Genomic DNA, 26,151 nt, shown 5'->3' on the forward strand with positions numbered 1-26,151 from the left:
TATGAGAAAACGATTTAATGAAGTTTTTAATGTCGCCAATGGAATGATTACACCAAAAGTAACAGTGCATATTAATGGTGTAACAATGACCCCTGGGGTTTCTTTTGGGGGTGGAGTTTCTTTTGGTGGGGTTGACCTTACTACAATTATAGGTAAAGATTTAGATGTCCAAGTAGGGTCAGATGGAGTGCATAACATAATTGGCCATTACTAGTTTTCGGCTTAAACAAAAAGCCTGATCCTTTGATCAGGCTTTTGCTATATCTATAATATCTTATTTTTAAATGAAATGCGTGCTATATGTGGTTAACCGAAGAATCAGCACCGAAAGACGGAAGTTTATTTTTAGTGATTGAGGAAGATTCGCCCGCAGTGTGGGCACCCTGGGAATTGGTGTTTTGGGATGGTGAACAGTTCAGTGGAAAAGATACGAATGAAGAAATATTTTTTGAATATTGGATGCCGTTAAATGAATCAATAGAGGTGGCATGCTTGCCACGTGAATATGCTCCAAAGGATGGAAGTTGGTTCCTAGCGATTGCAAACACTTCTGGTTCTCCACATGCACCATATGAATTAGCTTACTGGAATGGACAGCAATTTTGTGAATGTGACATTAAAGTAAAAATTGATTTTGATTTATGGATGCCATTACCACCGAAAAATTAACTATGGAACCAATCGAAAAATTACCTTACTAATACTTGACGACGCCTTTCCTATTAATCTATGGAATGGTATTAACAATTACCGGATTGTTCTTTCTGGGTTGGGGCGGGTATTTGTTTTACAATGCATATTTAAGATATAAACAATGATTTGTAATTAATAATAAAAAAGCCTGAACGATTCATCAGGCTTTTGTTACCAGTTGTAATTATTAATGTTCGGATCTGTTCGAAAACCGAGGGATATGTTTTGCAATTCTTTTATTCCCACTTCTGAGCGGTAAGCATTAACTGCTCCTGTATTCCGCCACGAATATCACGAATATAAAGTGTAATCCTTATTCAGTAATTTACATTTCTTCAACGCTGTGAGGTGCCTATTGTAAGGGACATTAAATTTCCAAACGGCCGAGTTGTTACAAACCGTGTAGACGGAAACGGAAAGTATCAAAAGAGAAAATTTAAATTGAGCATTCGGATAGTGAGTTAAATTTTTATAGAGCGGTTCCTCTGTGAACGCTCTATTTTTTTAAAGATGACAACCATTCCAAAATTGAATATTTAGCAATGTGCGCAATCAAGTTATAAGTCGGCAATTGTAGGTTAGTGCCCGTTTTAACATCGCTGTAGGTTTCGAAAAATTTGCTATAACTTGAATCCGGTGACTTATGCGGGGGTTGGATTCCTCTATGAACGAAAGAGGATCGATGAGCATAAGAGTTTGATAAGATAATTGATAGTTCATCATGACTTAAATCCTCGGGATAAACTTCATTTGGATTTTTGGCGGTCAATAAATCAGTTCTAGTTTCTCCTCTTGCCTTTAATAAATTGACAATATAGTCCATTGGATGCGAAATATAGCTACCCCAATCATTCGGTGGACAATATTTAAATATGAACTTTACATACCGCTGTTGTAGGTATAAATTATGTCCCCTAGCTTCTTTATATAGCATATACAATTCGCTGTATTCATCATCCACTTTTGCTTTTTGTTTCCATTTAACTTCTCGTGAATCTTTAAGTTTTACTGAATCTCGGGAAATCGTAATCTGAGTTATTGATTCAATTGCTGCAATTACCAATAGATAACATAATCCAAAATCCTCTCTTTTATTGAATAAAGAAAGCTGAACCAATCTTATACCTTGCATTGCATCTACGTAAGTCTTGAACGGAACAGCCATTAGTAAATGAATTAGCTTAACGGTTTCGTTAATATATATCACTTCTTGTTCATAACTAATAACAGTCTTCGAAGATCCTGGTCCATTAACTAATAATGGATTGAGTAGCGCTACCCTAATATAATCATCTGTCGTTAAATTATCGGAAAACATCGAGATGAAATCTTTGGGAGCCTTACACGGTTCTAAAAAAATAAATGACAGAATAGCTGCTAATGCATTCCCAAAATGGTGAGTATGACGGCTATCTACGTAGCTTGGGCATTCTATCTTACTTACATAAGAATTTTCCTGAAAGGATAATTGAATTGTCTGAGATGGGTAAATTGTCATGATACCCAAATTCCATATTTGGGTTATTTTAAATCCAGTTGCTATGTAAGTAAAGGGATTTCCGTTATAAAAAGGCTTATCATTTGGATCATCATTTCTAAAAACATCTATACTTTCATTGAAAAGAATATGATTTGAACTTACCGGCCTTATGTTTGGCATCCGTTGGTAATTAAAATTATGAAATAATAACTAGTTATATTTGATCTAGCAACCAAGGGCGTAATTTCCTCAGACAAGTTCTAAGTTAACTGAATTCATACTATTGCTCTTGATGGAATCAATACTAATACTTTGATCAAAAATATTTAAATTACAATTAATTTCTATGGATGGGCGTCTAGTATTTCTTCGAAGTTTGGAGGAACTTAAATCGAAAGTTAAAGGAGACAACTATGAACTCATAAGTGCGTGTGGAGTTTTAAGAAGATTTTTTTTAGATTCCAGACCATTGTATATTTCTGCCCTTAAATTGGTTGATTATAATTTCAAAATAGTATTCCGTCTCAAAAACTTGAAAAATGATTCGTCAATAGATAAAGGCACGTTAATGTTTTGGAGTAGAATTGTCCCTTTTAATTCAGTTTACCCATATGATCAGGTAGGAATAGATAAATTTCTTAAAACCGTATGCTTACATTATATGTTTGAAACATATACTATTAAGGATTTAATTTTGGTTTGTGCTAATAAGCTTGGAGGGGTTCACTATGACGATACTAGAAATGAAAAAGAAACTATAATAGCGGAGTGGATAAATTCCGAAGAATTTAACACAATTTATGAACCAGTTAACAAAGTTAAGTTTGACGATGTCTTCCCGACTGGTTCAATGGGATTTCATACAATAAGAGATATTATAAACATTTCTATTATCGCTTTGGAACCATTAGCAGAAAAATTGAAAGCTTAAAACTTTTAGGCGGCAAGTATGCAACAAATAAATTAGGCCACTTTATTAAAGTAGGTCATTTGTTTTGAATGCAGAAACTGGTAATTAGGTTTATGATTTCTGTTGTATTTGATATTGTAGTAAGACGTTAATAACGCTCAAATATCAAAATAGCTCATTTAATTTAATAAATTCGACTTATTGAGCGGCTCCAAAAACCACGGGCTTCTGGCAGTACCAGACCATAAACTTCTGAATCTTCCATTAGATAAATTCTGCACGTTTTTTTTAACTTTTTCGTTATATACTACACATATGTATAAAAAAATAATTTAGATTTACGGAATTCAAAAAATCAGTATAATGGTTTCGTAAACAAGAAGGAATTTAAATTCTACTAGTTATTATTGATAAATAGGATGTGGATTGCAAAAAAAACAACCCGACGATAAAACTAACTCGCTATAATGGAAATGGAAAAATTATCTTCTTTGGAAGGTAAATCAGATTTGGAAAGAAGCCACTCCAAATTAACTGCTATGTTATTTCTTCTTCAGACATATTTGGAAGAGCTAAAAACAGAAGCTGACAGGAGTTATGAACTTCATAAGATTGGAGAAAAGACTGATTTGATTAATATGATCGAGGAACGTCTTGCTGATCCTGTTGGTGGAATCATAAGTATGTCCAATAAACTTGATGGGCAATTGAAAGATATAGTAGATAGTTTTGTCAAACACTTCCTCAAAGATCGACGTGAATTGATAACTTCTGCATATATAAGTAATACACCTAAGAACGATTTATATTATTCAATAATTTTGAATGATGATTCATTTGAGACAAGGAGTGAAATTCTAGATTTCTTCGATATTTATGAAAAGCTTGAAACTGAACTGAGATTTCCAGTTTATTTTCAGTTTGTCCCTGGTACTTTGGAAGGAAAAATTAAATATTCCGAAAAAATTGATTTAAACGTATCGGAATGAGGGAACATTTAGAACAGGCAATCCATAACAATAACTTTCATTCCAATATCCAAGAGAATTTCACAGAACAATTTTTTGATTGGAAAATAACGGTAATTTTTTATATAGCGCTGCATCTTTTACAAGCACGTGCCGGACAATTAGGAAAAGATATTGGTGAATCACACCATGAAATGTTAAATAATATAAATCCTGATAAAGACAATTTATTGGGATTTTCAAGAGGTGCTTATCGGTTGTATCGAGATTTGTACCAATATTCCAGAACTGCACGTTACGATGGAATTTCCGATAAAAAGTTGTTTCAAGAATTGAAAAAGGCAGACCATGAGGTTTGCCTTGAAATAATAGTTAAGTTAAAACTTTACTTAAAAGGTGTGGGATTTGATTGCGGATTCTAAACAAATAGCTTTTCAAACATTAAAAAGGCCTGATCTATTAATCAGGCCTTTTTAATGACCTATATTAAATTCTTTAATTAATAAATTCGTTATGATCCTCTCCTACCCAGTAAAAAATAAATATAATTTAACAAGAACAATCCCTGATCCAGTTCAACGCCAAATCAGGCAGAATTCGGGATTTGGCTGCGTGATGTGCGGTTCAACTTTAACGGACTACGAGCACGTTGATCCTGAGTTTAAAGACGCTAAAACACACAACCCTAATTGCATGACACTACTATGTAAAGAACATCATGGTCGTGTTACCAGTAATTTATTATCCAAAGACATAGTAAAAGGAGCGATGGCAAATCCTTATTGTAAACGTAACGGATTCGCGCATAACTATTATGAATTTGAAAATCTTTCACCAACGATACTAATTGGTGGGAATACCTTTGTGAACTGTACTGTTCCATTGCAAATAAATAATAGGCCAATTTTAATTATTGAAGCACCTGAAAATAATGGAGATCCGTACCAACTTAGCGGACTATTTACTAATATAGAAGGTCATTCAACTTTAATTATCGAGCGTAATAATTTGAAATTATTCGAAAATAACTGGGATATTATATCAGTCGGTGCATCCATTAAGATAATGCATGCAGCAAGGAAGGTATGCCTGGAACTGGAATATAAGTTGCCAAACATAATTCAAATAAGGCGTTTAAATATGTCTTTTGGAGGCTACACGGTCGAAGTGAAAAATGGAGTACTGCAAATTACTGGTCCTGGGATAGGCCCGATTACGTGGACTAATTCTTTCATTAACGGTGTGTATGGAATTAGTTTACAATAATGGTAAGTGAGTAAAAAAGCCTGATTATAAATAATCAGGCTTTTTTAAAAAATATCATCCAACAACCCAATAATAAATTGTTCAAGTCAAGTGCACCGTATGCCTCAAAACTGTTTCCTGTAACATAAACGCGTAAATCTTTTCAGTAGTCCTAATTGACTTATGTCCTAATATTCTGCTGACAACTTCTAGCGGTACATCATTATTTAGAAGAAATGTACCTGCTGTTTTTCTTCCAACATGTGTTGTTAAATTCTTTTGAATTCCTACAGTTTTTGCAACTGTTTTCAAAAACTCATTCATCTTCTGATTACTAATAACCGGGATCGCACCGTTGTATTTATCAAGTAAATGTTGGGTGTAAGCTAAAACCGGAATTGTAAACATTACCGAGCCCTTTTGTCTGGAATATTGTATGATGTCCCGACCATGCAGTTGAATGATATGGTGCTTTGCTGAAAAGCGTTTGAGATCACAGTAAGCCAATCCGGTAAAACATTGAAATAAAAAAGCGTCTGCAACTCTGGTTAAGTGACTGTTGAGCAAATTACTTTCTTTGATTAAAGAAACTTCATTTTCTGTAAGAAATTTAGGATCACCAGGAGGAGCAATTTTTTCATGCAGATTTTCCAGTGGGTTCTTTTCTAAATATTCTGCTTTTACAGCATATTGAACAATACGTTGCAAGTGGCTCAAATTGCGGACAACATAGTTCTGCTTGTACTTCTTGACAGTTTTCAAATATTTAACAAAATCCTTCCCAAAAGATTGACGAATATCTACTAACTGAATATCCTTTCTTCCCTGATAGGTTAAGAAACGCCTGATAATCCGGTCAAGGCTTGCATGTGCTTTTTTTGTTCCTTTTGAATATCCGGGTTGTCCCAAATGTTCTTTTACGTATCGCTCATGAATTTTGTACTGGTCCAGTAGAGAGCGTTTTTCTTTTTTCTTTAAATACTGGTTCCGTAAATCATGGACATTAGGATCAGATTTTCTACGCAGCTCTTTTAAAAGAATCTCAATATCTGTTTTGATTTCAGAAAGCGTGTCATTGGATTTTAATGACTGAGAATCTTTGCCGATGAATAATTGATTGACTTTGTCCCAGTTTGAAGAACAAGGAATGAAGGTTGAAAAGTCAGTAGCATCAAACCCGGCGTATCTGATCCGGCAATAAATGTATGAGCTGTTACCTTTCTTTTGAGTTTTAGATCGAAAATTAATTTTTAGAGACATGGGTTTGTGCTTAACGTTATTCATTGATGAGTTAGGTATTATAATTGGTGAGATGTGAGAATACCTCAAATCATACATTATAATAATACCTAAAACAGACGTTTTTGCAGTATTCCAAGTAACTCTTTCGTAACTAACTGATAAGCAGTTGTAAAAATTTTATGTGCACCCAACGAGATTCGAACTCATATCGTCGGTACCGGAAACCGAAATTCTATCCATTGAACTATGGGTGCAGAAGGCTTATAGCCTGTAACGGGGTGCAAATATAGTTTCTATTTTGATTTCTTGTTATGGATTCACAGAAATTGTTCAAAATAATGTCACCATCCCTACGAATTATATTTTTTTCATCAGTTCCCAGTCTTCCACATGTTTCAGATACATGTAGTCAAGAAGTATTCCGTTTACATTTGTTATTAATTTATGACCTTCTGTGAAAGGCACAACGTGTGTCGTAATAAACTCATGATCTGATATTAACCCTTGCGTTTGATTGTGGTATGACGCAATTTGTTCGGAAGTCAACTCTATTTCGCTGTAAAATAAATACATTGCCTCATCACTCGTTCCTGTGGAAGGAAAGAACGGATCTTTATTCAGTTCGACCAACTCTTCTTTGGGAATGCTGATACCTGTTTCCTCAAAAACTTCACGGGCCGCAACAGACGCCGCATCGCTTTCGCTATCAAGCATTCCCGCAGGATGTTCATAAGTTAATGATCCATCACAGATCCTGCGTTGGCGAACCAAAAGTAGAAATTTTTCTCTTGTCTCTTTTTCAATGAAACAAATCAGAACGCAGACAACCTCTCCTTTTAGAAAACAGATTGGAGGAATTTTATCACCTTCCGGCGTTGTTGCGTCAGTCATCAGCAATGAGAACAGGATTTCACCGTTTCCATTTCTACGGGAATAAACCTCTTCTATGCCGTGAATGTCAAGACCATTTTTTTCCAGATTTCCTTTCCACAGATTGTATTTGTGGGAATCAACAAGTTTTTCACTCATATTGACCTTGCTATAATGCTGAATTAGTTATATAACGGGAATGATATTGCAACATAAGGCATATCGTATGTCGTTGAAAACAGGTTCTGATTATTGTCAAGCTTCACGTCAGTTTTATACGTTTGACGTCCATGGACATAACCAAGTTTTACGCCCACTCTTTCGGTAACCCAGTAGCGTACGAACACTTCCGACTGTCCACTGTTTTTTTCAAGGGCGAGTGGAACGACGTTGAAAAAGTTTGGAGAACTTGGAACATTGCTATTGTAGTAATCTGCGCTTTCGCCGGTTGGAAAAGCATTTTTCACATAATATCCATTCCTTTTTACACCGATTGCAATACCCATAATATCTGTGTTCGCGCCGATATCGAATTTGCCGAATTTTACGGAAATCCCTAGTAGTACACTTAACGAATTAGATGTAATTCTGCCAAATTTTAATGAGTCGCCCTTGGATTGCAAGTTGTCTGGCACAAGCGTTTTGTCACCAGTATAGTATGCAGCCGTACGTACACCCCACCCTAAATTGAACCAGGGAAAAGCCTTAACACTCAACTCCTGATGGTACATCGCTGAGGGTGCCCATTCTTTGTCGTAATAGCCTGTTCCCAGATCAATACCGGAGGTAACACGAGATGTATATTGTGCGTGGGATACCACTGTGCTCAACAAAAAGAATACTACTGCTAGTCTTACAATTTTCATTTTTTTAATAATTATGCTGACGTAAAGGTAAAGAAATGTAAAAAACAAGTGTGAAATGTTAATCCGACATATTGTTTAACTAAGCATTTCTCTTTTCCCTTAGTTTATGAATTTCCAATTTTCCTGCTTCGGTTAAGCTGGCTGTAATATTCACACCGCCTTCTTCCATCGCTGTAACGGTCACAAGATCATGTTTTCTTAAGAGTTCCGTTGCTTCCTGAAATTGATCCTGACTTTCCGCAGGAAATTCTATAAAGTTTCTGTCGTCCGCTGTAAGGAATAACAAGAGCGCATCTTCGATTTCCTTTGTCATGGTTATTAACACATTTATTGAAGTTCAAAATTCTATTTTTCAAATATTAATCGCTTACCTGAAATAATAGATTTTCAAATATACTCTAAAAAAATAAGGCAGAGATGTCTCTGCCTTTAACTTATTACTGTTTTTCTAATTTCTTACTAATAATACGCACAATTCTTATCTAACGGCTACATTTTTTACAAGTTGCACAATAACAATATTGCGACCTATAATTTCTTTTTAAGTATAACCGCTGCCATAGGCGGAAGATTTAATTTCACAGAATAATCTTTTCCATGCCATAGCTGGTTTTCGGCTTTCACAGGCTGCGAGTTCAGCTGTCCGCTTCCATAATACAGCAAGTCATCAGAATTAAAAACTTCTTCCCATAGACCACCTGTTAAAACGCCTACTCTATAATCTGGCCTCGGAACCGCTGTCAGATTAAGAACGATCACAAGATTGTGTGCCGGATCTGACGATTTTCTTGCATATACCAAAACAGAATTTTCCCTGTCCTGCGTATCAATCCACTCAAAACCTTCACTTGAAAACGAATACTCCGACAGCGCGATTTCAGTTTTGTAAATTTTGTTCAACGCCTTTACGCATTCCTTCATTCCTTTGTGAGGAGCAAAGTCGAGCAAATGCCAGTCCAGGCTTTGTTCAAAATTCCATTCAGATGTTTGTCCGAATTCGCAGCCCATGAACATAAGTTTCGTTCCGGGATGTGTGAACATATAACTGAACATCAACCTCAGATTCGCAAACTTCTGCCATTCATCGCCTGGCATTTTATTGATAAGCGATTTCTTTCCATAAACCACTTCATCATGCGAAAACGGCAGCATGAAGTTTTCAGAGAAAGCATAAACAAGACTAAATGTTAGTTGATCCTGATGCCATTTTCGGAAAGCCGGATCTTTTTCGAAATATTTCAAAGTATCATTCATCCAACCCATCATCCATTTCATCCCGAAACCAAGGCCTCCGACAAACACCGGACGGGATACCCCTGGAAATGCTGTGGATTCCTCCGCAATACTCTGGATATCAGGAAATTCAGAATATGCTGCAATGTTCATGTCGCGAAGCAGAGAAATTGCTTCGAGATTCTCACGTCCGCCAAATTCATTCGGAATCCATTCGCCGTGTTTTCTTGAATAATCAAGATATAACATAGAAGCTACCGCGTCTACACGAAGCCCATCGGTATGATACCGATCCATCCAGAATATGGCATTACTAATTAAAAAGGAACGTACTTCATTACGGCCGTAGTTAAAAATATAACTTTTCCAATCCGGATGATATCCCTTTCTTGGATCTTCATGTTCGTAAAGTGACGTTCCGTCGAAGCGGAAAAGTCCGTGTGCATCCCCCGGAAAATGCGAAGGAACCCAATCTACGTAAACACCGATTCCTTCCTGATGCAATCGATCGATCAGATACATAAGCTCTTGCGGCGTGCCCATCCGGGAAGCGCAGGAAAAGTATCCGGTAATCTGATATCCCCAAGAAGGCGGATACGGATGTTCCATGATCGGCATAAGCTCTACGTGCGTAAAACCCATTTCTTTCACATAAGGAACCAGCGTCTCTGCGATTTCTTTATATGTCAGGAAACGCTCAGGATCCGACGGATCACGTTGCCAGGACCCTAAATGCACCTCATATACGGAAATCGGTGCATTCAGTTTATTTTTTTCTTTCCGGGATTTGAGCCATTCGGAATCGTTCCATTCATACCAGGTATCCCAAACGATCGAAGCGGTTCTAGGCGCCACTTCACACCATAATGCAAACGGATCCGATTTTTCCAGATGCTGTCCGTCGTTCGTAATGATAAAATATTTGTAGACTTCACCAACCCCGATATTAGGTATCCATCCTTCCCATATACCAGAACTGTCCCAACGCGGTGCAAGTCCGTGTTCACCTTTGTTCCAACCATTAAAGTTACCGATTACTGCAATGGACGAGGCATTTGGTGCCCAAACTGCAAAATAGGTTCCCGTTACACCTTGGAATTCCATGACGTGAGAACCTAGTTTTTCATATAACTTAAAATGTTTCCCCTGCTTAAACAAGTGAATGTCGAAGTCTGTAAAACGGGTAAGGGTTTCTACTGGCTTCAAATCAGGTTTTTCCACCGAAACCAAGTCCTGGTCCACCGAAGGCGCTTGGGACGCATTCTTTTTATTTTTACTTGTTGACTTAGTCATTGGTTAATATACAATTTACAATAATCGGATGAGAGTATGGACTACCAGGGAGTTGTTAGCTCCCTTCCGTAATCGCTTCAATTTACAATTTTATTAAACTATTTCTTAAAATGTATCTATTATTTCATATCTCATCTAAAAAACCAATGCCAAAGTACTTTTGTTACATCGTTTTCCCCTTTTCAACCGCTTCCAAAACACGCATAATATTTCCGCCCCAGATCTTTTCGATATCCTTCGCTGAATAACCGCGGCGAACAAGTTCCTCTGTGATCACCCCAATTTGGCTTACATCGTCGAGTCCTTTTACCCTTCCACCGCCATCAAGATCCATGCCAATCCCTACGTGGTCTACGCTTGTCAGCTTTATTACGTGTTCGATATGATTTACAGCATCTACAATCGTCGGCATATCCGACTCATATTTCTTGGCATTCGCCTTCATTTCTTCAAATAGTGCCTTTCTATCTTCCGGAGAAAGATCTGTCTGACGGAGTTTCATACGAAGTGCTTTCACTGAAAGCTCCTGCTGCATGGAAGGTTTTTTCACAAAACCAGGAACAAAATTGATCTGGATTACACCACCGTTTTTAGCCAAAATTTTGATCATGTCATCTGTCATATTTCTTGGCACATCACAGAGCGCGCGGCAAGAGGAATGCGATGCAATAACCGGAACTTTTGTCAATTTAATAACATCATAAAAAGTTGAATCAGATACGTGAGAAATATCCACCATCATTCCCAAACGGTTCATTTCTTTCACAACTTGTTCCCCAAAAGGGCTCAAACCATTCCATTCCGGACCGTCCGGATCTGTGGAAGAATCAGCGATATCGTTGTTTGCCGAATGAGAAAGTGTGATATACCGAAGACCAAGATCATAGTAAAGTTTAAGGTTGGCAAGATCATTATTAACCGGCCAGCCATTTTCCATACCTATAAAAACCGCTCTTTTTCCTTCTTTTTGTAATCTGTAAGCATCGGCACGCGTAGTAGCTATGCCGGCAACTTCCGGATTTTTCTTCACTGCGTCATGAATTTTATCAAAAATTGCTAACGCCTTTTTCTTCGCCTCAGCATTGGTCTCCGGAGAACGTTTCCCCTGCCCTAAATAAACTGCGAAAAACATGCCGTCCATGCCTCCTTTTTTCATTCGCGGGAAATCAATTTGAGAACCATCTTTTGCATATTCATGCTCGATCGCAACATCAAACCCCTCTTTCATCATGTTTATCGGGACATCCGCGTGGGTATCAATAGTCAACGCTTTTTCGTGAATTTTGGCAGCTTTTTCCTTGATAACATCCGGATTTGTCTGACCATGCGATACCAACGGCAGAGCGAGGAGAAGTAACAGCTTTTTCATAAGTAGTAATATTGTAAGAGTGAAAATTTGGCAGAAACCCTCTGCAACCACCAAATTCACCTTTTTTCATGTAAAAAACCAATACATATTTGTCACTTATCCATATTTGCCAACTTTTTAATAGTATTCTCCATAATAATCCTCGATTCGTAACAAATGGAACGGAAGGATGTGCGGGTCGAGCTCAACATAATTCCATTCACCTCGCCATTCATACCGCGCGTCGGTGATGAGGTCGTGGGCGATGAAAATTTCATCGTCGTTTTTATTTATTAAATGCAGAGGAACCTGGACCATACCAGACTGCCTGTGATGGGCATTCAGATTTACGACACAAAGAATTTTGTTACCATTATCATGGCTTTTGTAGTAAGCCATAATCTGGTCATTCTGGACGGCACAGGTATGGATCCGGTTTGTCTGCTGTAATGCCTGATTTTCCTTTCTTATCCTGTTAATCATCGTAATCAGGTACGTGATTTTCGTTTCCTTATCCCAATCCCAATGTTTAATTTCATATTTCTCCGAATTCCAGTAATCTTCTTTGCCAGGGAAAGCCTCATATACCAACTGTTCGAAAACGGGCCCATAAATACCATAACAGCCAGATAAGGTTGCGGCGAGAAAAAACCTGATCAATTGCTGGGGCTCATGCCCGGATTGTAAATTATAAGGATTAAGGTCGGGCGAGTTGATCCGGAAAACAGGCCTGAAAAAATCTTTTTGCTCCGAATAGGCAATTTCATTGATATATTGCTTCAATTCATATCCCGAATTTCTCCACATAAAATAGGAATCTGATAAGGCAAACCCCGATTTTGCGAGATAATTCATCACTTTCGGGCGTGTTACAGTGCCGGCGTAAAAAATAATTTCAGGGCTGTTGGCATTCACTTCACGAATTATTTCCTGCCACCAGCCTACCGGATGGTAGTCAGGTTCAGCAATCCTGAAAATTAAAACACCACAATCGATCCATACCTTTAATATTTGCAGCACGGTATTTTTAATTTCTTCCCTGTTTTCAGTATTAATTTTAATTTGTAAAAAATCAGGCTGCGAGGTATTTGGTGAAGCTGTCAAGTCACTTGATCCGGAACTTGGTTTTTCAAACCAATCGGGATGCAGGGTTAGCCACGGGTGATCAGGAGAAAATTGTAAAGCGAAATCCAGCGCTATTGAGATATCGTGCTTCTTCGCCTCCGCGACCAGATCTTTAAAATCATCAATCGTACCCAATTCATGATGAACGGTTTCATGTCCGCCAATAGAATTTCCGGTCGCATAAGGCGAACCTGGATCACCCTGTTCTACCTTTTTACTGCCATTTTTCCCCTTCCTTTTTTGATTTCCAATGGGATGAATTGGCGGGAAATTCAGCACGTCGAATCCCATATTTGCAATTCTTGGCATTAAATTGACGACATCCTGAAATGTTCCGTGTTTTCCTTTAAAAGGAGATGCTGAACGGGGAAACATCGTGTACCACGAGCTGAACTCTACCTTTTTTTGATAGGAATTTAATTCAAATTCATCAGTTTCAGTGGATAATGTCATGTCCGGATACCGGTTTAGCCACTCTGTAAAGCGAAAGCTCATCGCTAATTGCCCCGCTTCGTCTGCTCTTTTTTGATCTTTAAAAATCCTGACAGCTTCCTTAATCAGTGCTTTGTCTTCTTTGGAGGCTTTTTTGGCCATCCCTTCCAAAAGTGAAACACCTGTGGGCAGTAAATCAGTGAGGAAAAAAAAATGATGCACCCTTCTCATCATTTCTGATTGCCAGGTTGCAATCGGATCGATCCAGGCTTTTATAAAATACTTACACGACCCGGTTTTTTCTACCCGAAATTGTCCTTCCCAACGATCATTACCAATCGGCTTCAAATAAGTTTCGCGCCAACTATTTTCATCTTCATATTGATATAAAATCCTTGCAGCCAGACTATTGTTGCCATTTGTAAAAATATCGGCATAGACAAAAAAGGTATCCCCTTCAATCACTTTAACCGGGAATTTTCCGTGATCAATTTGGGGAATAACATTTTCAATCACCACAGGATCGTTGGTCAGTATTACAAGTCCTGCCTTATCAGAGTCGTTATTCATATATGAAAAATAATTTACTTTCAATTTTTACTAAAAATATTCACAAATATTGATTAAACCGTTAATATCAGGGATTCGCTAACGAAATCATTCCAGCATAAAATTATTACTGATTTTTTAGTGTATATATGACAAGTATAAAATTATCACGGTTTCCTTATGGTTGTAAATATCGCGCCCCGAAGAATTGATTTTGTTTAAACAGTAACAAAAGATGTTGTTAAACCGATATTAAATCACTGAAAAATTGATCACTACTTACCGCCTTTTTTCCGACGAAGAGTTGACAAAACTGATTTGTCAGCAAAATGATGCACTTGCTTTTGGAGAGTTATACAGCCGGCATGTTCGTTTACTGGTGCATACGGCTATTAGGAAAACGGGAGCTCGCACTGCCGCCGAGGATCTGGTGCAGGAAGTGTTTTATAAATTCTGGCTTGGAAGAAATAAATTTGATATTCAGAAAAATGCCCAGGCCTATTTGCAGGGAATGCTGAAATATAACATCGTCAATTATTATTATCAGGAGCAAAAAAAACACGTTTTTTCGATTGATGAGGTGGAATCTCCCGCCGACGATGAGACGCGCGAGCATGTCGACTACAATCTGTTAAGCGAGCTTTACGAGCAATCACTTCTTAAACTTCCCGAAAAATGCCGCCAGGTTTTTGTTCTGAGTCGTAAGGGTTACAGCCTCAAAGAAATCGCTCTGACACTGGCAATTTCAGAAAAAACGGTTGAAGGGCACATCAGCAAAGCACTTCGGATTCTTCGTGTTGAGATGAAGGATTACATCGCTTTAGCGCTTATAAGCGTTGCATTTGCCTGATGAATTCAATTTTTTAAAAATAAATTCATATTTGACTAAGGGATATCCATTGAAATAGCAGACTGTATAATAAAGCTATATCAACAAGTGTAAATTGTACACCTAAAATGGATCCCAAAATTCCTTCTTCTGATTTATTCAAAAGATATCTGAATAAGCAGTGCAGCGAACACGAGCGCGCACTTGTTGACGCATGGTATCAAAACCTTAAAATTGATTCCGGGGAGACTTTTTCAGCCTCTGATGAGGAAGTATTGTACGAACGAATTCAATTGCAAATTTCAGATTCGGAAAATATCCCCAAAACCAGAATTCTGCCAGCAAGGAAATTGTGGTATTATGCTGCCGCAGCTGTTATAGGCCTGGGCATTTTCTTTACCTATGATACTCAGCAGAAAACCAGAAAAATCTTAGCAGAAACAAATTCTATCGATTCCTCACAGGTCACTTTTCGTAACAATGAGAAAAGAATCATTCGCTACAATTTGCCTGATCATAGTATTGTCTGGCTTCAACCTGGTGCTTTTGTAACACATCCCTACTCCTTCGCCTCAAAAATAAATCGTGAAATAAATTTTCAAGGTGAAGCATTTTTTGACGTAGCGCGTGATGCCCGGCATCCATTCATCATTCACTGCGGCAAATTGAAAACAGAAGTGTTGGGTACCAGCTTCAACGTGAAGGCGAATGAAAATGAATCGAGTTACAAAGTTTCGGTTGTTACGGGAAGCGTTGCAGTAAGTAAACAAAACCCGGATCACAAAACGGAGACAGTTGTATTAAAACCAAAACAACAAGCTGTATTTGAAAAAATTACCAATCGAATGACCGTAGATGTTTCACAGAGCAATGAGGTAATCAATGAAAACTGGCAATCGGTTTCATTGGTTTTTGACGAAACACCCATGAGTGAAGTCGCTGATCGCCTGCAAAATACCTTTCGCATAAAAATCGAATTCGCGAATCCTGCCATCAAAAAATGTCGTCTGAAAGTAGATTTCAATAACCAAAAACTGCCTGAAATTCTTGGAATGATCGAAACACTTCTTGGGACGACGTATGAGATTGACGGCGAGAAGGTGATTTTGAAAGGAGAAGGTTGTAATTGATAGTTAATAATTAGCGTGTTAAATACTTAAACAGTGCAGCAAATGACCTAAGACAATTACTCAATCAAATTAATGTCTGTTCAAAAAAAATCAGGAGTGGTTGCGACACTCCTGAAAATAAATTGATCAGATATCCAAGAACGTGCAGTTCACAAGTGATCACCCGGCAAATGTTGCCTAGTGATTTTGCAGGATCGTTGTTTCCAACATTTAATCAATTCTCAGTAAAATTATGAAAAAACATTTTCATCCACGGCATGGATTGCTATTCAAAATCATGCGATTAACATTTTATCAACTCGTTTGCGTCGGTTTGTTTTCTGCAATGGCCTATGCACATACCACGCCAGCCCAGGATCTGCTGAACAGGGGAATAACTTTGGAAGTAAAAAATGTGTCTTTGCAGGAAGCTCTTACCAAAATCGAGCAAAAAGCAAAAATGCGCTTTGCATACAGCAGTGACCTCGTCAAAGCGCATCAGGGCGTAACGATTACGGCAAACCAGGAAAAATTATCTTTGGTTCTTGATCATTTATTTTCTCCGATGGGCATCGCTTATAAAGTCAGCAACGATCAGATACTTCTGTCAAAATCTGCCGTTAAAACTGGTGAAAATTTATCTCAACAGCCCAAATCGACTGAGGCATTTGCAGATGTTAGTATATCCGGCACCGTCAAGGCTGAATCGGGTGACGGGTTACCGGGAGTAAGTATCATCTTAAAAGGAACGCAGCGCGGAACAACCACCGATATCAACGGAAAATATCAGCTGGAATTGCCAGATGCAAATGCGGTTTTGATATTCTCTTTCGTGGGTTTTATTTCGCAGGAAGTAATTGTTGGCAACCGTACAACTGTTGACATTTCCCTTATAGCCGATACCAAAGCGCTTGACGAAGTGATCGTAGTTGGATATGGTACGCAGAAAAAATCAACTTTAACAGGTTCGGTTGCTTCCATTAAGGGAGGAGAAATTGCCGAAACGCCGGTACCGAATATTTCTAATTCCATGGCCGGAAGAGTTGCGGGTGTCAGCATGCGTCCAAATGGTGGCCAGCCAGGTGCAGATTCTCCTGAAATTCATATTAGAGGAATTGGAACGACCGGAAATAATAAACCGCTTATCGTTGTCGACGGAATTATTCGTGATAATATTAACCAGATCGACCCGACTGCGATTGAGACAATTTCAGTTTTGAAAGATGCTGCGGCGGTTGCTCCCTACGGACTTGGCGGGGCTAACGGCGTAGTTTTGATCACCACAAAAAGAGGAAAAACAGGTGCGCCTTCCCTGACTTTCAGCAGCTATTACGGAACACAGACACCGACATATTATCCAAAATTACTGAGTGCGCAGGATTATATGCGGCTGAAAAATGAAGCCTATTCCAACGAAAATCCGACGGGAACGCAGGTTCCATTTGCAACAGATCTTATTGAGAATTACATAAGTCTGAATGCAAAAGATCCGGATCTTTACCCGATCAGCGACAGTAAAAAGCTGGTTAATATGAATGCGCCGATGCAAAATTATAATCTGCAATTGAGCGGAGGCGCTGAAAAAATCAAGTACTACGCAGGTTTGGGTTTTTTACAGCAAAAAGGGATGTTTGACCCAATTCGCTATACCCGTTACAACTACAACCTGAATCTGGAAGCGCAGGCAACCAAAACAACTACTGTTACCCTGGCGCTGATTGGATCTATTGAAAACACAAAATCTGTGGATGATGCGGTCAATGCTACCAATCTTTTCAGGAATGGATTCAAATATATTCCAATCCGCAGCTTGTATTACAGCAATGGTTTATGGGGTGAATTTGCAGGAAATTCACCGGTTGGCATCCTGAATGCAGGTTATAGGAGAAATACAAATAACACCCTGTTAACAACGCTGGCGATTGAACAGAAACTTCCTGTAAAAGGATTAAGTATCAAAGGTACTTTCAGTTATGATCCAAACCAGCGGACTGAGAAAGGCTGGCACACGCCATTTTATTATTACACCCAAAATACCAATGTAACGCCTTACACTTACAAAAGAGAAATTTCTACCTCAGAAGGTGGCGCACCGGCCTTTACCTATCTGAGACAGGAATATAGAAAAACGCAAACGTTCAGTTATCAGGCTTATCTGAATTACCATAATTCATTTGGAAAACATGATTTCACTGGTTTGTTAGTAGCAGAAGCGAGAAATAATACCTACGAAATTTTCTCTGCCCGCAGAAATAACTTCGCCATCAATACGGATGAACTCGATATGGGCAGCTCGAATAAGAATGATTTTGACAACTCAGGAACATCATCGACCGGAAGTCAGATTGGTTATGTCTACCGGGTTGGTTATGCTTATGCCGGAAAATATCTCTTCGAAGCGTCAGGCCGTTATGATGGGCACTACTACTTTGCGCCGGGAAAAAGATATGGATACTTCCCGGCATTCTCTGTGGGTTGGGTAATGTCAGAAGAAGATTTCATCAAGAAAAGTCTTCCGATGGTGGATAACCTGAAAATAAGAGGATCTTGGGGAAAATCCGGAAATCTAGCCGGTACTGCTTTTCAATATCTGACAGGATATAATTTGTATGGAAATGCTTACGCGCTCGGTGCCGGCTCTATGGTTCAGGGTTCATATCTTCCAAACGAGGCAAATAAAAATATCACCTGGGAAATTGCGACCAAAACAGATATCGGTTTTGAAGCAACGTTATGGAGAGGTTTGCTGAATATCGAGGCAGATTATTTCCACGAAAAAAGAAGCGGTATGTTATTGCCTCCTGCTGTGAGCGTCCCGATCGAGTACGGACTTGGACTTGCGGATGAAAATGCAGGAATCATGACCAACACCGGATTTGAATTCAGTCTCGGTACACAATACAAATTTTCGAACGGGCTAAAACTTGGTATTAACGGAAACATGAGTTTTGCCAAAAACAAAATGGTACAGATCTTCGAAACGGCAGCAACCCGCAACAATCCAAATCGCAGCCGGACAAACCGTCCATTCGGAACACCATTCGGCTATAAGGCGCTGGGAATTTTCGGAACCGAAGACGACACAAATGATGACGGGATCATTGATACAAAAGATGGTTACAATGTAACACAATTTGGCGTTTTGCATCCTGGTGATATCCGTTATGCTGATATCAGCGGGCCTGATGGAAAGCCGGACGGAAGAATCGATGCGAACGATGAAGCGGTCATTGGAAAACCTGTCTCGCCATTTTTGAGTTATGGTCTTACGCCGACAGCAAACTGGAAAGGCTTTGATGTCAGCCTCTTTTTCCAGGGATCGGCGCTTGCCAGCCTTGATATCCGCCAGTTTCAAACCATTCCTTTTAACAATAATAATAGCAATTCCAGCTACGAATATTATGACAACCGCTGGACACCTGACAATCAGGGAGCACGTTACCCGAGAGCAACACAGGCACCTTATGCCAACAATACCCAGGCTTCGGATTTCTGGTGGACAAGTACTGCGCATGTGCGTTTGAAGACTGCAATCATCGGTTACACGCTTCCAAAAAGTTTAATACAGGCTTTGAAGATTCAGTCGGTGCGGATTTATGCATCGGGACAAAACCTTTTCACTTTGAGCAAGCTGAATTTTATGGATCCGGAAGTTGGCTACACAGATCGTGAAACGGCTTATCCCAACCAAAAAGTTTATGTATTCGGTTTGAATGTTACTTTCTGATTTTTGACCATTCTAATATTATCTGATATGAAAAATACGAAACAAATCATTTTTACAGCGCTGCTCGGCCTTTGCCTCAGCACGATTTCCTGTAAAGAAGATTTTCTGGATAACGAAATAAAAAGCCGGCTGACGGAAGAAACACAGTGGGAATCAGAAGGGAATGCGGATATTTTCCTGAATGATATTTACCACGATCTTTCCAATAAATGGAATTCACCTGAAAATCTTGACAATTTCACGGATGATAATGATGCCGGATTTTACTGGCGTTCATATAGCTGGAAACAGGGTATCGTAGATCCGTCCGTGAATCAGGGCTCGCCCATGGATCAGGAATACAATACAGCGGCCACGGTTACCAATTCGACCAATCACGCAACGGATTACGCCACCTGGTCGGCAGGATATTACAAGATCCGGAAGTGTAATTTATTTATTGAGCGGGTTACAGAAAATGCTGCCAATTTCTCAGAAGCTTTTGTGAAGCAGAAAATTGATGAAGTGAGATTTTTACGGGCGTTTCTGTACAGTGAATTGTTTATGCACATGGGCGGCCTCCCGATCCTGACAAAAACTCTCGACAGGAATACAATGTCTACGGAAGAGCTTTACAATAAACGGAGCACTTTTGAGGAAACCTTCAATTTTATAACTTCCGAACTGGATGCAATTGTAACCAATAAAGCTTTGCCGGTGAAATATAATAATGGCGATGCAAATGCGGGCCGTTCGACACTTGGCGCAGCCCTTGCGTTGAAAGGCTGGCTTGAATTATATGCTGCAAGTCCGGCTTTTAATACAGCAAATTCCCCTGCCGGCGCCGATCCGAACAAGATGATCAGTTTCGGAAACAATGATCCGGAACGTTGGAAAAAAGCCGCGGCTACCAACAAGCTTTTCATGGATACTTACGGCGGCACTTATGGTTTGTTTCCGGATATTTCTGCTTTCTGGTGGGAGAAAAATGAATACAATGCCGAAGTGATCTGGGATCGCCAGATTGTCGCTGTGATCATGGGCTCCAACTATGAGCAATATGGCGGACCAGTCTGGATTGACGGCGTTTATTATACCTGGGGCAACTATAATCCAACACAGGAACTTGTCGATCAGTTTGCGATGGCTAATGGCAAACCAATCTCCGATCCTACATCTGGTTATGATCCGCAAAATCCATACGTCAACCGCGAAAAACGTTTCTATGATTTTGTGGTGTACGATGGCGCTCCTTATAAACAGGACTGGATGGCGAGAGTAGACACCATTTACACCAGAATTGATAAAGTAAAACCTTCGAAAAACCAGATTGATTTTGGTACTGATGATGTTGGAAATACGGGATATTATTTCAAGAAAAAAATTAATCCACTGAAACCGAGAGGCGGTGCTTCAAGCGGCCAGAATTATGTTTACTATCGTTATGCAGAAGTATTACTGAATTATGCCGAGGCTCAAAACGAAGTTTCCGGCGCAGATGCTTCCGTTTATGCTGCCATTAATGCAATACGCAAACGTTCCGCTCTTCCGGAACTGCCGGCAGGATTGAGCAAGGATCAAATGCGGGAGGCAATCCGCAGAGAACGCCGTGTTGAGCTTTGTTTTGAGTCAAAAAGATTTTACGATATCATTCGCTGGGCCATTGCAGAAGATGTAATGAATAAAGATTTGCACGGCATGAAAATCACGAATTCTTCACCTAATGATAACAGGGGAAGATGGGTTTACGAAGTGGTCGGCCTGAACCACCCACACGTATTCCACAAGAAAATGTACATGAACCCTATCCCACAGTCGGTAAGAGATCAGAATAAAGAGATCGTCCAAAATCCGGGATATCAATAACAATCGTGTTTAATCAGAGAAAAACCTTGCAGCTCAGATTTCTGACTGCAAGGTTTTTTGCATTTGTATTATTACGTTCAAAAATATAAAATTCATATTATTACCATTCTGCATAAACTGCGTTACGGAAAATATAATTAAGTGATAGTCAAAAATTGTAAACTTTTATTAGCTTAATTTGCGGTTTTATTACTTAAACTTCGTCACATGACTAAATGTTATTTATCACTATTTTTCTTCTTACTTTCACTTTCAGCCTTCGCTCAGAAATTTAAAGTATCAGGAAAAGTTACAGATGCCAATGGCGACCCGCTAATCGGCGCCTCAGTAATCGAAAAAGGGACCAGCAACGGCACAACGGCCGACGGAAGCGGAGTTTACACCCTGTCAGTTGGGTATTCCAATGCAACATTGATCGTCACTTATGTCGGTTACAACAAAATCGAAAAGGAAATTGGCGGTCAGGAAACTCAGAATTTTACGCTCGAAGATGCAACCTTATTAAGTCAGGTTACTGTAGTTGGTTCGAGAAACATGAACCGTTCATCAACTGATACACCGGCACCTATTGACGTGATCAACATCCAGGAAGTTACCACCAAACAAGGGCAGCTTGACGTGAATCAGCTTTTACAATTTGCAGCTCCTTCCTTCAACTCAAACAGACAGACTGGTTCGGATGGTGCTGATCATGTGGATCCGGCTTCGCTGCGCGGCCTGGGCCCGGATCAAACGCTGGTGCTTATTAACGGGAAAAGACGTCATCAGTCTGCATTGGTAAATTTGTTTGGTTCAAGAGGCCGTGGAAATACGGGCACGGACCTGAACGCAATTCCAGCGGCTGCCATTGAAAGAATTGAAATATTAAGAGATGGTGCGGCAGCACAATATGGTTCGGATGCAATCGCGGGTGTTATTAATATTGTTTTGAAAGAAACAGTGAATCAATTAACTGCCAATGTAAATGCAGGAATGTACAAAGCCAAATACCGTTTTGATGATAAAAATTTTGATGGACAGAATTATAATGTCAATCTGAATTATGGTTTGAAAGTGGCTAAAACTGGTTTCATTAATGTTACCGCCGACTACAACTTCCGCGATCACACGAACCGCGCCAATACGAGTCCGCTTGACGAAATCAGCCGCAGACAATATGGTGATCCTCAGATGAAAAATGCTGCGATTTACTACAACGCAAAAATCCCAGTTGGAAAAAACTTCCAGGTTTATAGTTTCGGCGGCCATAATACCCGCACCGGAGATGCTTATGCCTGGACACGTTTTGCTGATGATCCTAAAAATATTCCTGCAATTTATCCAAATGGTTTCGATCCGATTATCGCAAGCAAGATTACCGACAATGCGGCGACAGTTGGTGTGAGAGGTGTATGGAAACAATGGGATATAGATTTGAGTAATACCTACGGGTTTAACAAATTTGACTTTTCTGTCAAAAATTCTTTAAACACGTCGCTTGGAGCGCAGTCGCAGACTTCATTTGAGGCGGGAGGTTTTCAACTGGGGCAAAACGTTACCAACCTGAATTTTACAAGATTTTACAAATCAATTCTAAGTGGCCTGAATGTTGCCTTTGGAGGAGAATACCGTACGGAACGCTACAAAATATTTGCAGGAGAGGAAGCTTCATACGCAACCTATGATCAGAATTTCGCAGGCGGTTCTCAGGGTTTTCCAGGTTTCAGCCCGGCGGATATCACCAATAACAGCCGTTCAAATGTTGCCGCTTACGTCGATATTGAAGCTGATATCACAAAAAAACTTTTGGTTGACGCCGCAGTTCGTTTCGAAAATTACAGTGATTTTGGAAGTACATTAAATGGTAAACTGGGCGCCAGATACAAGATCACTGACGATATCGCGATTCGCGGCTCGGTGAGTACAGGATTCCGCGCGCCGTCACTGGCTCAGAAGTATTTCAATTCAACATTTACCAACTTCGTCAATGGACAGGCTGTTCAGGTTCTTCTGGCAAATAATAACAGTGCTGTTACCAAAGCCCTCGGAATTCCGGAGCTGAAACAGGAAACATCTGAAAATGCAAGTTTAGGTGTGACCGTTACGCCAAAAGGATCTGCGTTGTCGGTGACGGTGGACGGATATTACGTAAAAGTAAAAGACCGTGTTGTTTTAACTGGTCAGTTCAGTGACGAAGATGAAGCAATCGGCCCGTTATTGAAATCGTTGAATGTTGGTCAGGCACAGTTCTTCACCAACGCACTTTCATACACAACAACGAAAGGAATAGATGTAATTATCGCCCATTCGACCGCTTTGGGAAAAGGGCGTTTCAGCACCACACTAGCGGCTAATTTCAACTGGATGAAACTTGGACCGATCAACACGAGCCCTGCACTTATTGGAAAAGAAGATACCTATTTTAACCAAAGAGAGCGCAGTTTTGTACTGGCGTCAGCTCCTCCATCAAAAATCAACCTTACGTTTGATTACACGGTGAACAAATTAAGTTTGATGGTAAGATTTGTTCGATTTGGAGAAATAGAACTGACAAACTGGAATTACGGTTCTTTCAACGAAGAGACAAATAAGGATTATACACCAGCGGAATACACAGACGTTTACAAGCCAAAAGTACAGACAGACGTAACTGTGAATTATAAGTTCAGCAAGAATGTCTCACTTTCAATCGGTGGAAGTAATATTCTGAATGTATATCCAAACATGTCAAAACCCTATCTGACGGAATCGGGCGGTGCGTGGGATCCGGTTCAAATGGGCAGTAACGGCGCATTTCTGTTTACTAGATTGGGTTTTAGATTTTAGAAATTTGAAGTGCTGATCAATCCTGATTTTAGAAATAAAATGAGGGCTATTGATTAGATTTATAGCGAGAAGAAACGCCGTGTGGATCAGAAAAATGATCTGCACGGTGTTTTTATTTTAAGTTATAATTCAGAAAAGGATTACTCTTTAAGATTTACGACGTCAAACCTTAGCATGGCACAGCATTTATAGCCATATTGTAAAGAACTATATCTTAACCCGTCAAAGCAGGAAAAATGAAAATTGTCGTTATAGGAGGAGGATTCGCAGGTATCAATCTGGTCAGGCATTTAGGAAATAAGCCAGGTATTGAAATAATCTTAGTAGATAAAAACAATTATCATTTTTTCCCCCCACTGATCTATCAGGTCGCGACCTGCTTTCTGGAAGCTTCCAGCATTTCCTATCCGTTCCGGATGTTTATGCACAAAATCAAAAACCTGCGGTTCAGACTTGGTACGCTTTCCATGATCATTCCGGAAGAGAAAAAGGTAATTCTCAGTACCGGTGAGCTCACTTACGATTATTTGGTACTGGCCAGCGGAACGGTAACCAATTTTTTTGACATGAAGAATGTTCAGGAAAATGCTATTCCAATGAAAACGCTTGACGATGCCATGGCCATGCGCAACATTTTGCTTCAACGTCTGGAAAAAGCAACTGTTACGACAGATGAACTTGAAAAGGAAAAATTGACTACAATTGTCGTTACCGGCGGTGGACCGACCGGTGTGGAAATATCCGGTATTTTAGCAGAAATGAGAAACAGTATCCTTCGAAATGATTACCCGGAACTTGAAGGTATTAAAACGGAGATTTATCTGATCGACGGGGGTGAATCCTTGCTTTCACATATGAGCGAAAAATCGCAGCGACATACGCATGATGAGCTCAGAAAAATGGGTGTTAAAATAAAGTTAAAATGCCGTGTCAGTGATTTTGTCGACGGGCAAGTTTTCTTTAAAGACGGAGATTCGATTAATTCTTACAACCTGTTATGGGCCGCAGGTATCACTTCACAAAAATTTGACGGAATTCCGGCGCAATGTTACGGAAGAGGAAACAGATTAATGGTCGACGAATATAATGAAATCATTGGTATGCCTTCCGTCTATGCAATCGGTGATACCAGTTTTCAAACAAACGATCCTGCCTATCAGCAGGGACATCCGCAGGTAGCCCAGGTGGCTTTACAGCAGGGAATAAATCTTGCGCGCAATTTTGTAAATATTCAAAAAGGCGCGGGTCTGCAATCGTTCAGATATAAAGACAAAGGTGCCATGGCGATTATCGGAAAAAGTAAAGCAGTCGCTGATTTACCAAAGCCGAAAGTCCATTTTAAAGGATTTATAGCCTGGATCGCCTGGCTCTTTATTCACCTGGTTTCTCTGATTCATTATCGTAACCGGGTGAAAACACTATACAACTGGTTTGTCTCCTATCTAAAAAATGATCAGTCGCTGAGAATGATTTTCAGGCCGAAAAATTATTGACCGATCATCATGCAGTCTGGCTAAAACCTGAAAGAATATTCCTGGACATGGTTGTAAAACTGATTGTAAATGAACAATCGATTCGCAGG

20 protein-coding genes and 1 tRNA gene are annotated in these 26,151 nt (G+C 39.5%); 12 read left to right on the plus strand and 9 right to left on the minus strand.

Annotation, left to right across the window (positions count from 1 at the left end):
• Position 1: 1 nt before the first annotated feature.
• Both AC1XUO_RS09790 and AC1XUO_RS09795 read left to right on the plus strand, forming a co-directional pair.
• Entirely contained in the window at positions 2 to 214 is a 213-nt protein-coding gene (locus AC1XUO_RS09790) for a hypothetical protein (RefSeq protein ID WP_483329602.1), read from the plus strand.
• A gap of 86 nt (positions 215 to 300) precedes the next feature.
• Positions 301 to 669: a hypothetical protein gene (locus AC1XUO_RS09795; protein ID WP_483329603.1), complete on the plus strand. Its 369-nt coding sequence runs from the start codon at positions 301 to 303 to the stop codon at positions 667 to 669.
• A 520-nt stretch (positions 670 to 1,189) separates the two neighbouring features.
• On the opposite strand, the gene AC1XUO_RS09800 is transcribed toward AC1XUO_RS09795, so the two are convergent.
• Entirely contained in the window at positions 1,190 to 2,353 is a 1,164-nt protein-coding gene (locus tag AC1XUO_RS09800; protein WP_483329604.1) for a hypothetical protein, read from the minus strand.
• 166 nt (positions 2,354 to 2,519) lie between these two features.
• Here AC1XUO_RS09800 and AC1XUO_RS09805 point away from each other — a divergent pair, with 166 nt between their 5' ends.
• From AC1XUO_RS09805 to AC1XUO_RS09820, 4 genes are all read left to right on the plus strand, one after another.
• The gene (locus tag AC1XUO_RS09805; protein ID WP_483329605.1) at positions 2,520 to 3,104 is read left to right on the plus strand and encodes a hypothetical protein; all 585 of its coding nucleotides are present in this window, start codon (positions 2,520 to 2,522) and stop codon (positions 3,102 to 3,104) included.
• A 446-nt stretch (positions 3,105 to 3,550) separates the two neighbouring features.
• The gene (locus AC1XUO_RS09810) at positions 3,551 to 4,072 is read left to right on the plus strand and encodes a hypothetical protein (protein WP_483329606.1); all 522 of its coding nucleotides are present in this window, start codon (positions 3,551 to 3,553) and stop codon (positions 4,070 to 4,072) included.
• Complete coding sequence (locus AC1XUO_RS09815; RefSeq protein ID WP_483329607.1) at positions 4,069 to 4,473, plus strand: hypothetical protein; 405 nt, start codon at positions 4,069 to 4,071, stop codon at positions 4,471 to 4,473. Before AC1XUO_RS09810 ends, AC1XUO_RS09815 begins: the two co-directional genes overlap by 4 nt.
• Positions 4,474 to 4,564: 91 nt before the next feature.
• The gene (locus AC1XUO_RS09820) at positions 4,565 to 5,317 is read left to right on the plus strand and encodes a hypothetical protein (protein WP_483329608.1); all 753 of its coding nucleotides are present in this window, start codon (positions 4,565 to 4,567) and stop codon (positions 5,315 to 5,317) included.
• Between the two features lie 81 nt (positions 5,318 to 5,398).
• On the opposite strand, the gene AC1XUO_RS09825 is transcribed toward AC1XUO_RS09820, so the two are convergent.
• The 8 genes from AC1XUO_RS09825 to AC1XUO_RS09860 form a co-directional block, all read right to left on the minus strand.
• Complete coding sequence (locus tag AC1XUO_RS09825; protein WP_483329609.1) at positions 5,399 to 6,580, minus strand: site-specific integrase; 1,182 nt, start codon at positions 6,578 to 6,580, stop codon at positions 5,399 to 5,401.
• A gap of 140 nt (positions 6,581 to 6,720) precedes the next feature.
• Positions 6,721 to 6,792: transfer RNA gene (locus AC1XUO_RS09830), tRNA-Arg, on the minus strand.
• A 103-nt stretch (positions 6,793 to 6,895) separates the two neighbouring features.
• Positions 6,896 to 7,567: an NUDIX domain-containing protein gene (locus AC1XUO_RS09835; protein WP_235153907.1), complete on the minus strand. Its 672-nt coding sequence runs from the start codon at positions 7,565 to 7,567 to the stop codon at positions 6,896 to 6,898.
• 23 nt (positions 7,568 to 7,590) lie between these two features.
• Positions 7,591 to 8,274 (minus strand): hypothetical protein, encoded by a 684-nt coding sequence (locus AC1XUO_RS09840; RefSeq protein WP_483329610.1) that lies wholly within the window; start codon positions 8,272 to 8,274, stop codon positions 7,591 to 7,593.
• A 79-nt stretch (positions 8,275 to 8,353) separates the two neighbouring features.
• On the minus strand, positions 8,354 to 8,587 hold the full coding sequence (locus tag AC1XUO_RS09845; RefSeq protein WP_483329611.1) for a hypothetical protein: 234 nt from the start codon (positions 8,585 to 8,587) through the stop codon (positions 8,354 to 8,356).
• Between the two features lie 215 nt (positions 8,588 to 8,802).
• Positions 8,803 to 10,800, minus strand: coding sequence for a 1,4-alpha-glucan branching protein GlgB (gene glgB / locus AC1XUO_RS09850; RefSeq protein WP_483329612.1), 1,998 nt, complete (start codon positions 10,798 to 10,800; stop codon positions 8,803 to 8,805).
• 163 nt (positions 10,801 to 10,963) lie between these two features.
• On the minus strand, positions 10,964 to 12,169 hold the full coding sequence (locus AC1XUO_RS09855) for a dipeptidase (RefSeq protein WP_483329613.1): 1,206 nt from the start codon (positions 12,167 to 12,169) through the stop codon (positions 10,964 to 10,966).
• 117 nt (positions 12,170 to 12,286) lie between these two features.
• The gene (locus AC1XUO_RS09860) at positions 12,287 to 14,275 is read right to left on the minus strand and encodes a maltotransferase domain-containing protein (protein WP_483329614.1); all 1,989 of its coding nucleotides are present in this window, start codon (positions 14,273 to 14,275) and stop codon (positions 12,287 to 12,289) included.
• A 247-nt stretch (positions 14,276 to 14,522) separates the two neighbouring features.
• Here AC1XUO_RS09860 and AC1XUO_RS09865 point away from each other — a divergent pair, with 247 nt between their 5' ends.
• The 6 genes from AC1XUO_RS09865 to AC1XUO_RS09890 all read left to right on the plus strand — a co-directional run bounded on the left by AC1XUO_RS09865 (position 14,523) and on the right by AC1XUO_RS09890 (position 26,062).
• A complete protein-coding gene (locus AC1XUO_RS09865; RefSeq protein WP_483329615.1) occupies positions 14,523 to 15,104 on the plus strand; it encodes an RNA polymerase sigma factor in 582 nt (193 codons plus the stop codon).
• A 107-nt stretch (positions 15,105 to 15,211) separates the two neighbouring features.
• Positions 15,212 to 16,213, plus strand: a complete 1,002-nt coding sequence (locus AC1XUO_RS09870) for a FecR family protein (protein ID WP_483329616.1) — start codon at positions 15,212 to 15,214, stop codon at positions 16,211 to 16,213.
• A 232-nt stretch (positions 16,214 to 16,445) separates the two neighbouring features.
• Positions 16,446 to 19,919, plus strand: a complete 3,474-nt coding sequence (locus tag AC1XUO_RS09875) for a TonB-dependent receptor (protein WP_483329617.1) — start codon at positions 16,446 to 16,448, stop codon at positions 19,917 to 19,919.
• Positions 19,920 to 19,946: 27 nt separating this feature from the next.
• Positions 19,947 to 21,764 carry a RagB/SusD family nutrient uptake outer membrane protein gene (locus AC1XUO_RS09880; RefSeq protein WP_483329618.1) on the plus strand — a complete coding sequence of 606 codons (1,818 nt, stop codon included), beginning with the start codon at positions 19,947 to 19,949 and terminating at the stop codon, positions 21,762 to 21,764.
• Positions 21,765 to 21,971: 207 nt separating this feature from the next.
• Entirely contained in the window at positions 21,972 to 24,569 is a 2,598-nt protein-coding gene (locus AC1XUO_RS09885) for a TonB-dependent receptor (RefSeq protein WP_483329619.1), read from the plus strand.
• A 236-nt stretch (positions 24,570 to 24,805) separates the two neighbouring features.
• Positions 24,806 to 26,062: an NAD(P)/FAD-dependent oxidoreductase gene (locus tag AC1XUO_RS09890; protein WP_483329620.1), complete on the plus strand. Its 1,257-nt coding sequence runs from the start codon at positions 24,806 to 24,808 to the stop codon at positions 26,060 to 26,062.
• Positions 26,063 to 26,151 lie beyond the last annotated feature (89 nt).

It is taken from the genome of Dyadobacter sp. HNCC25DJ186, assembly GCF_056895235.1.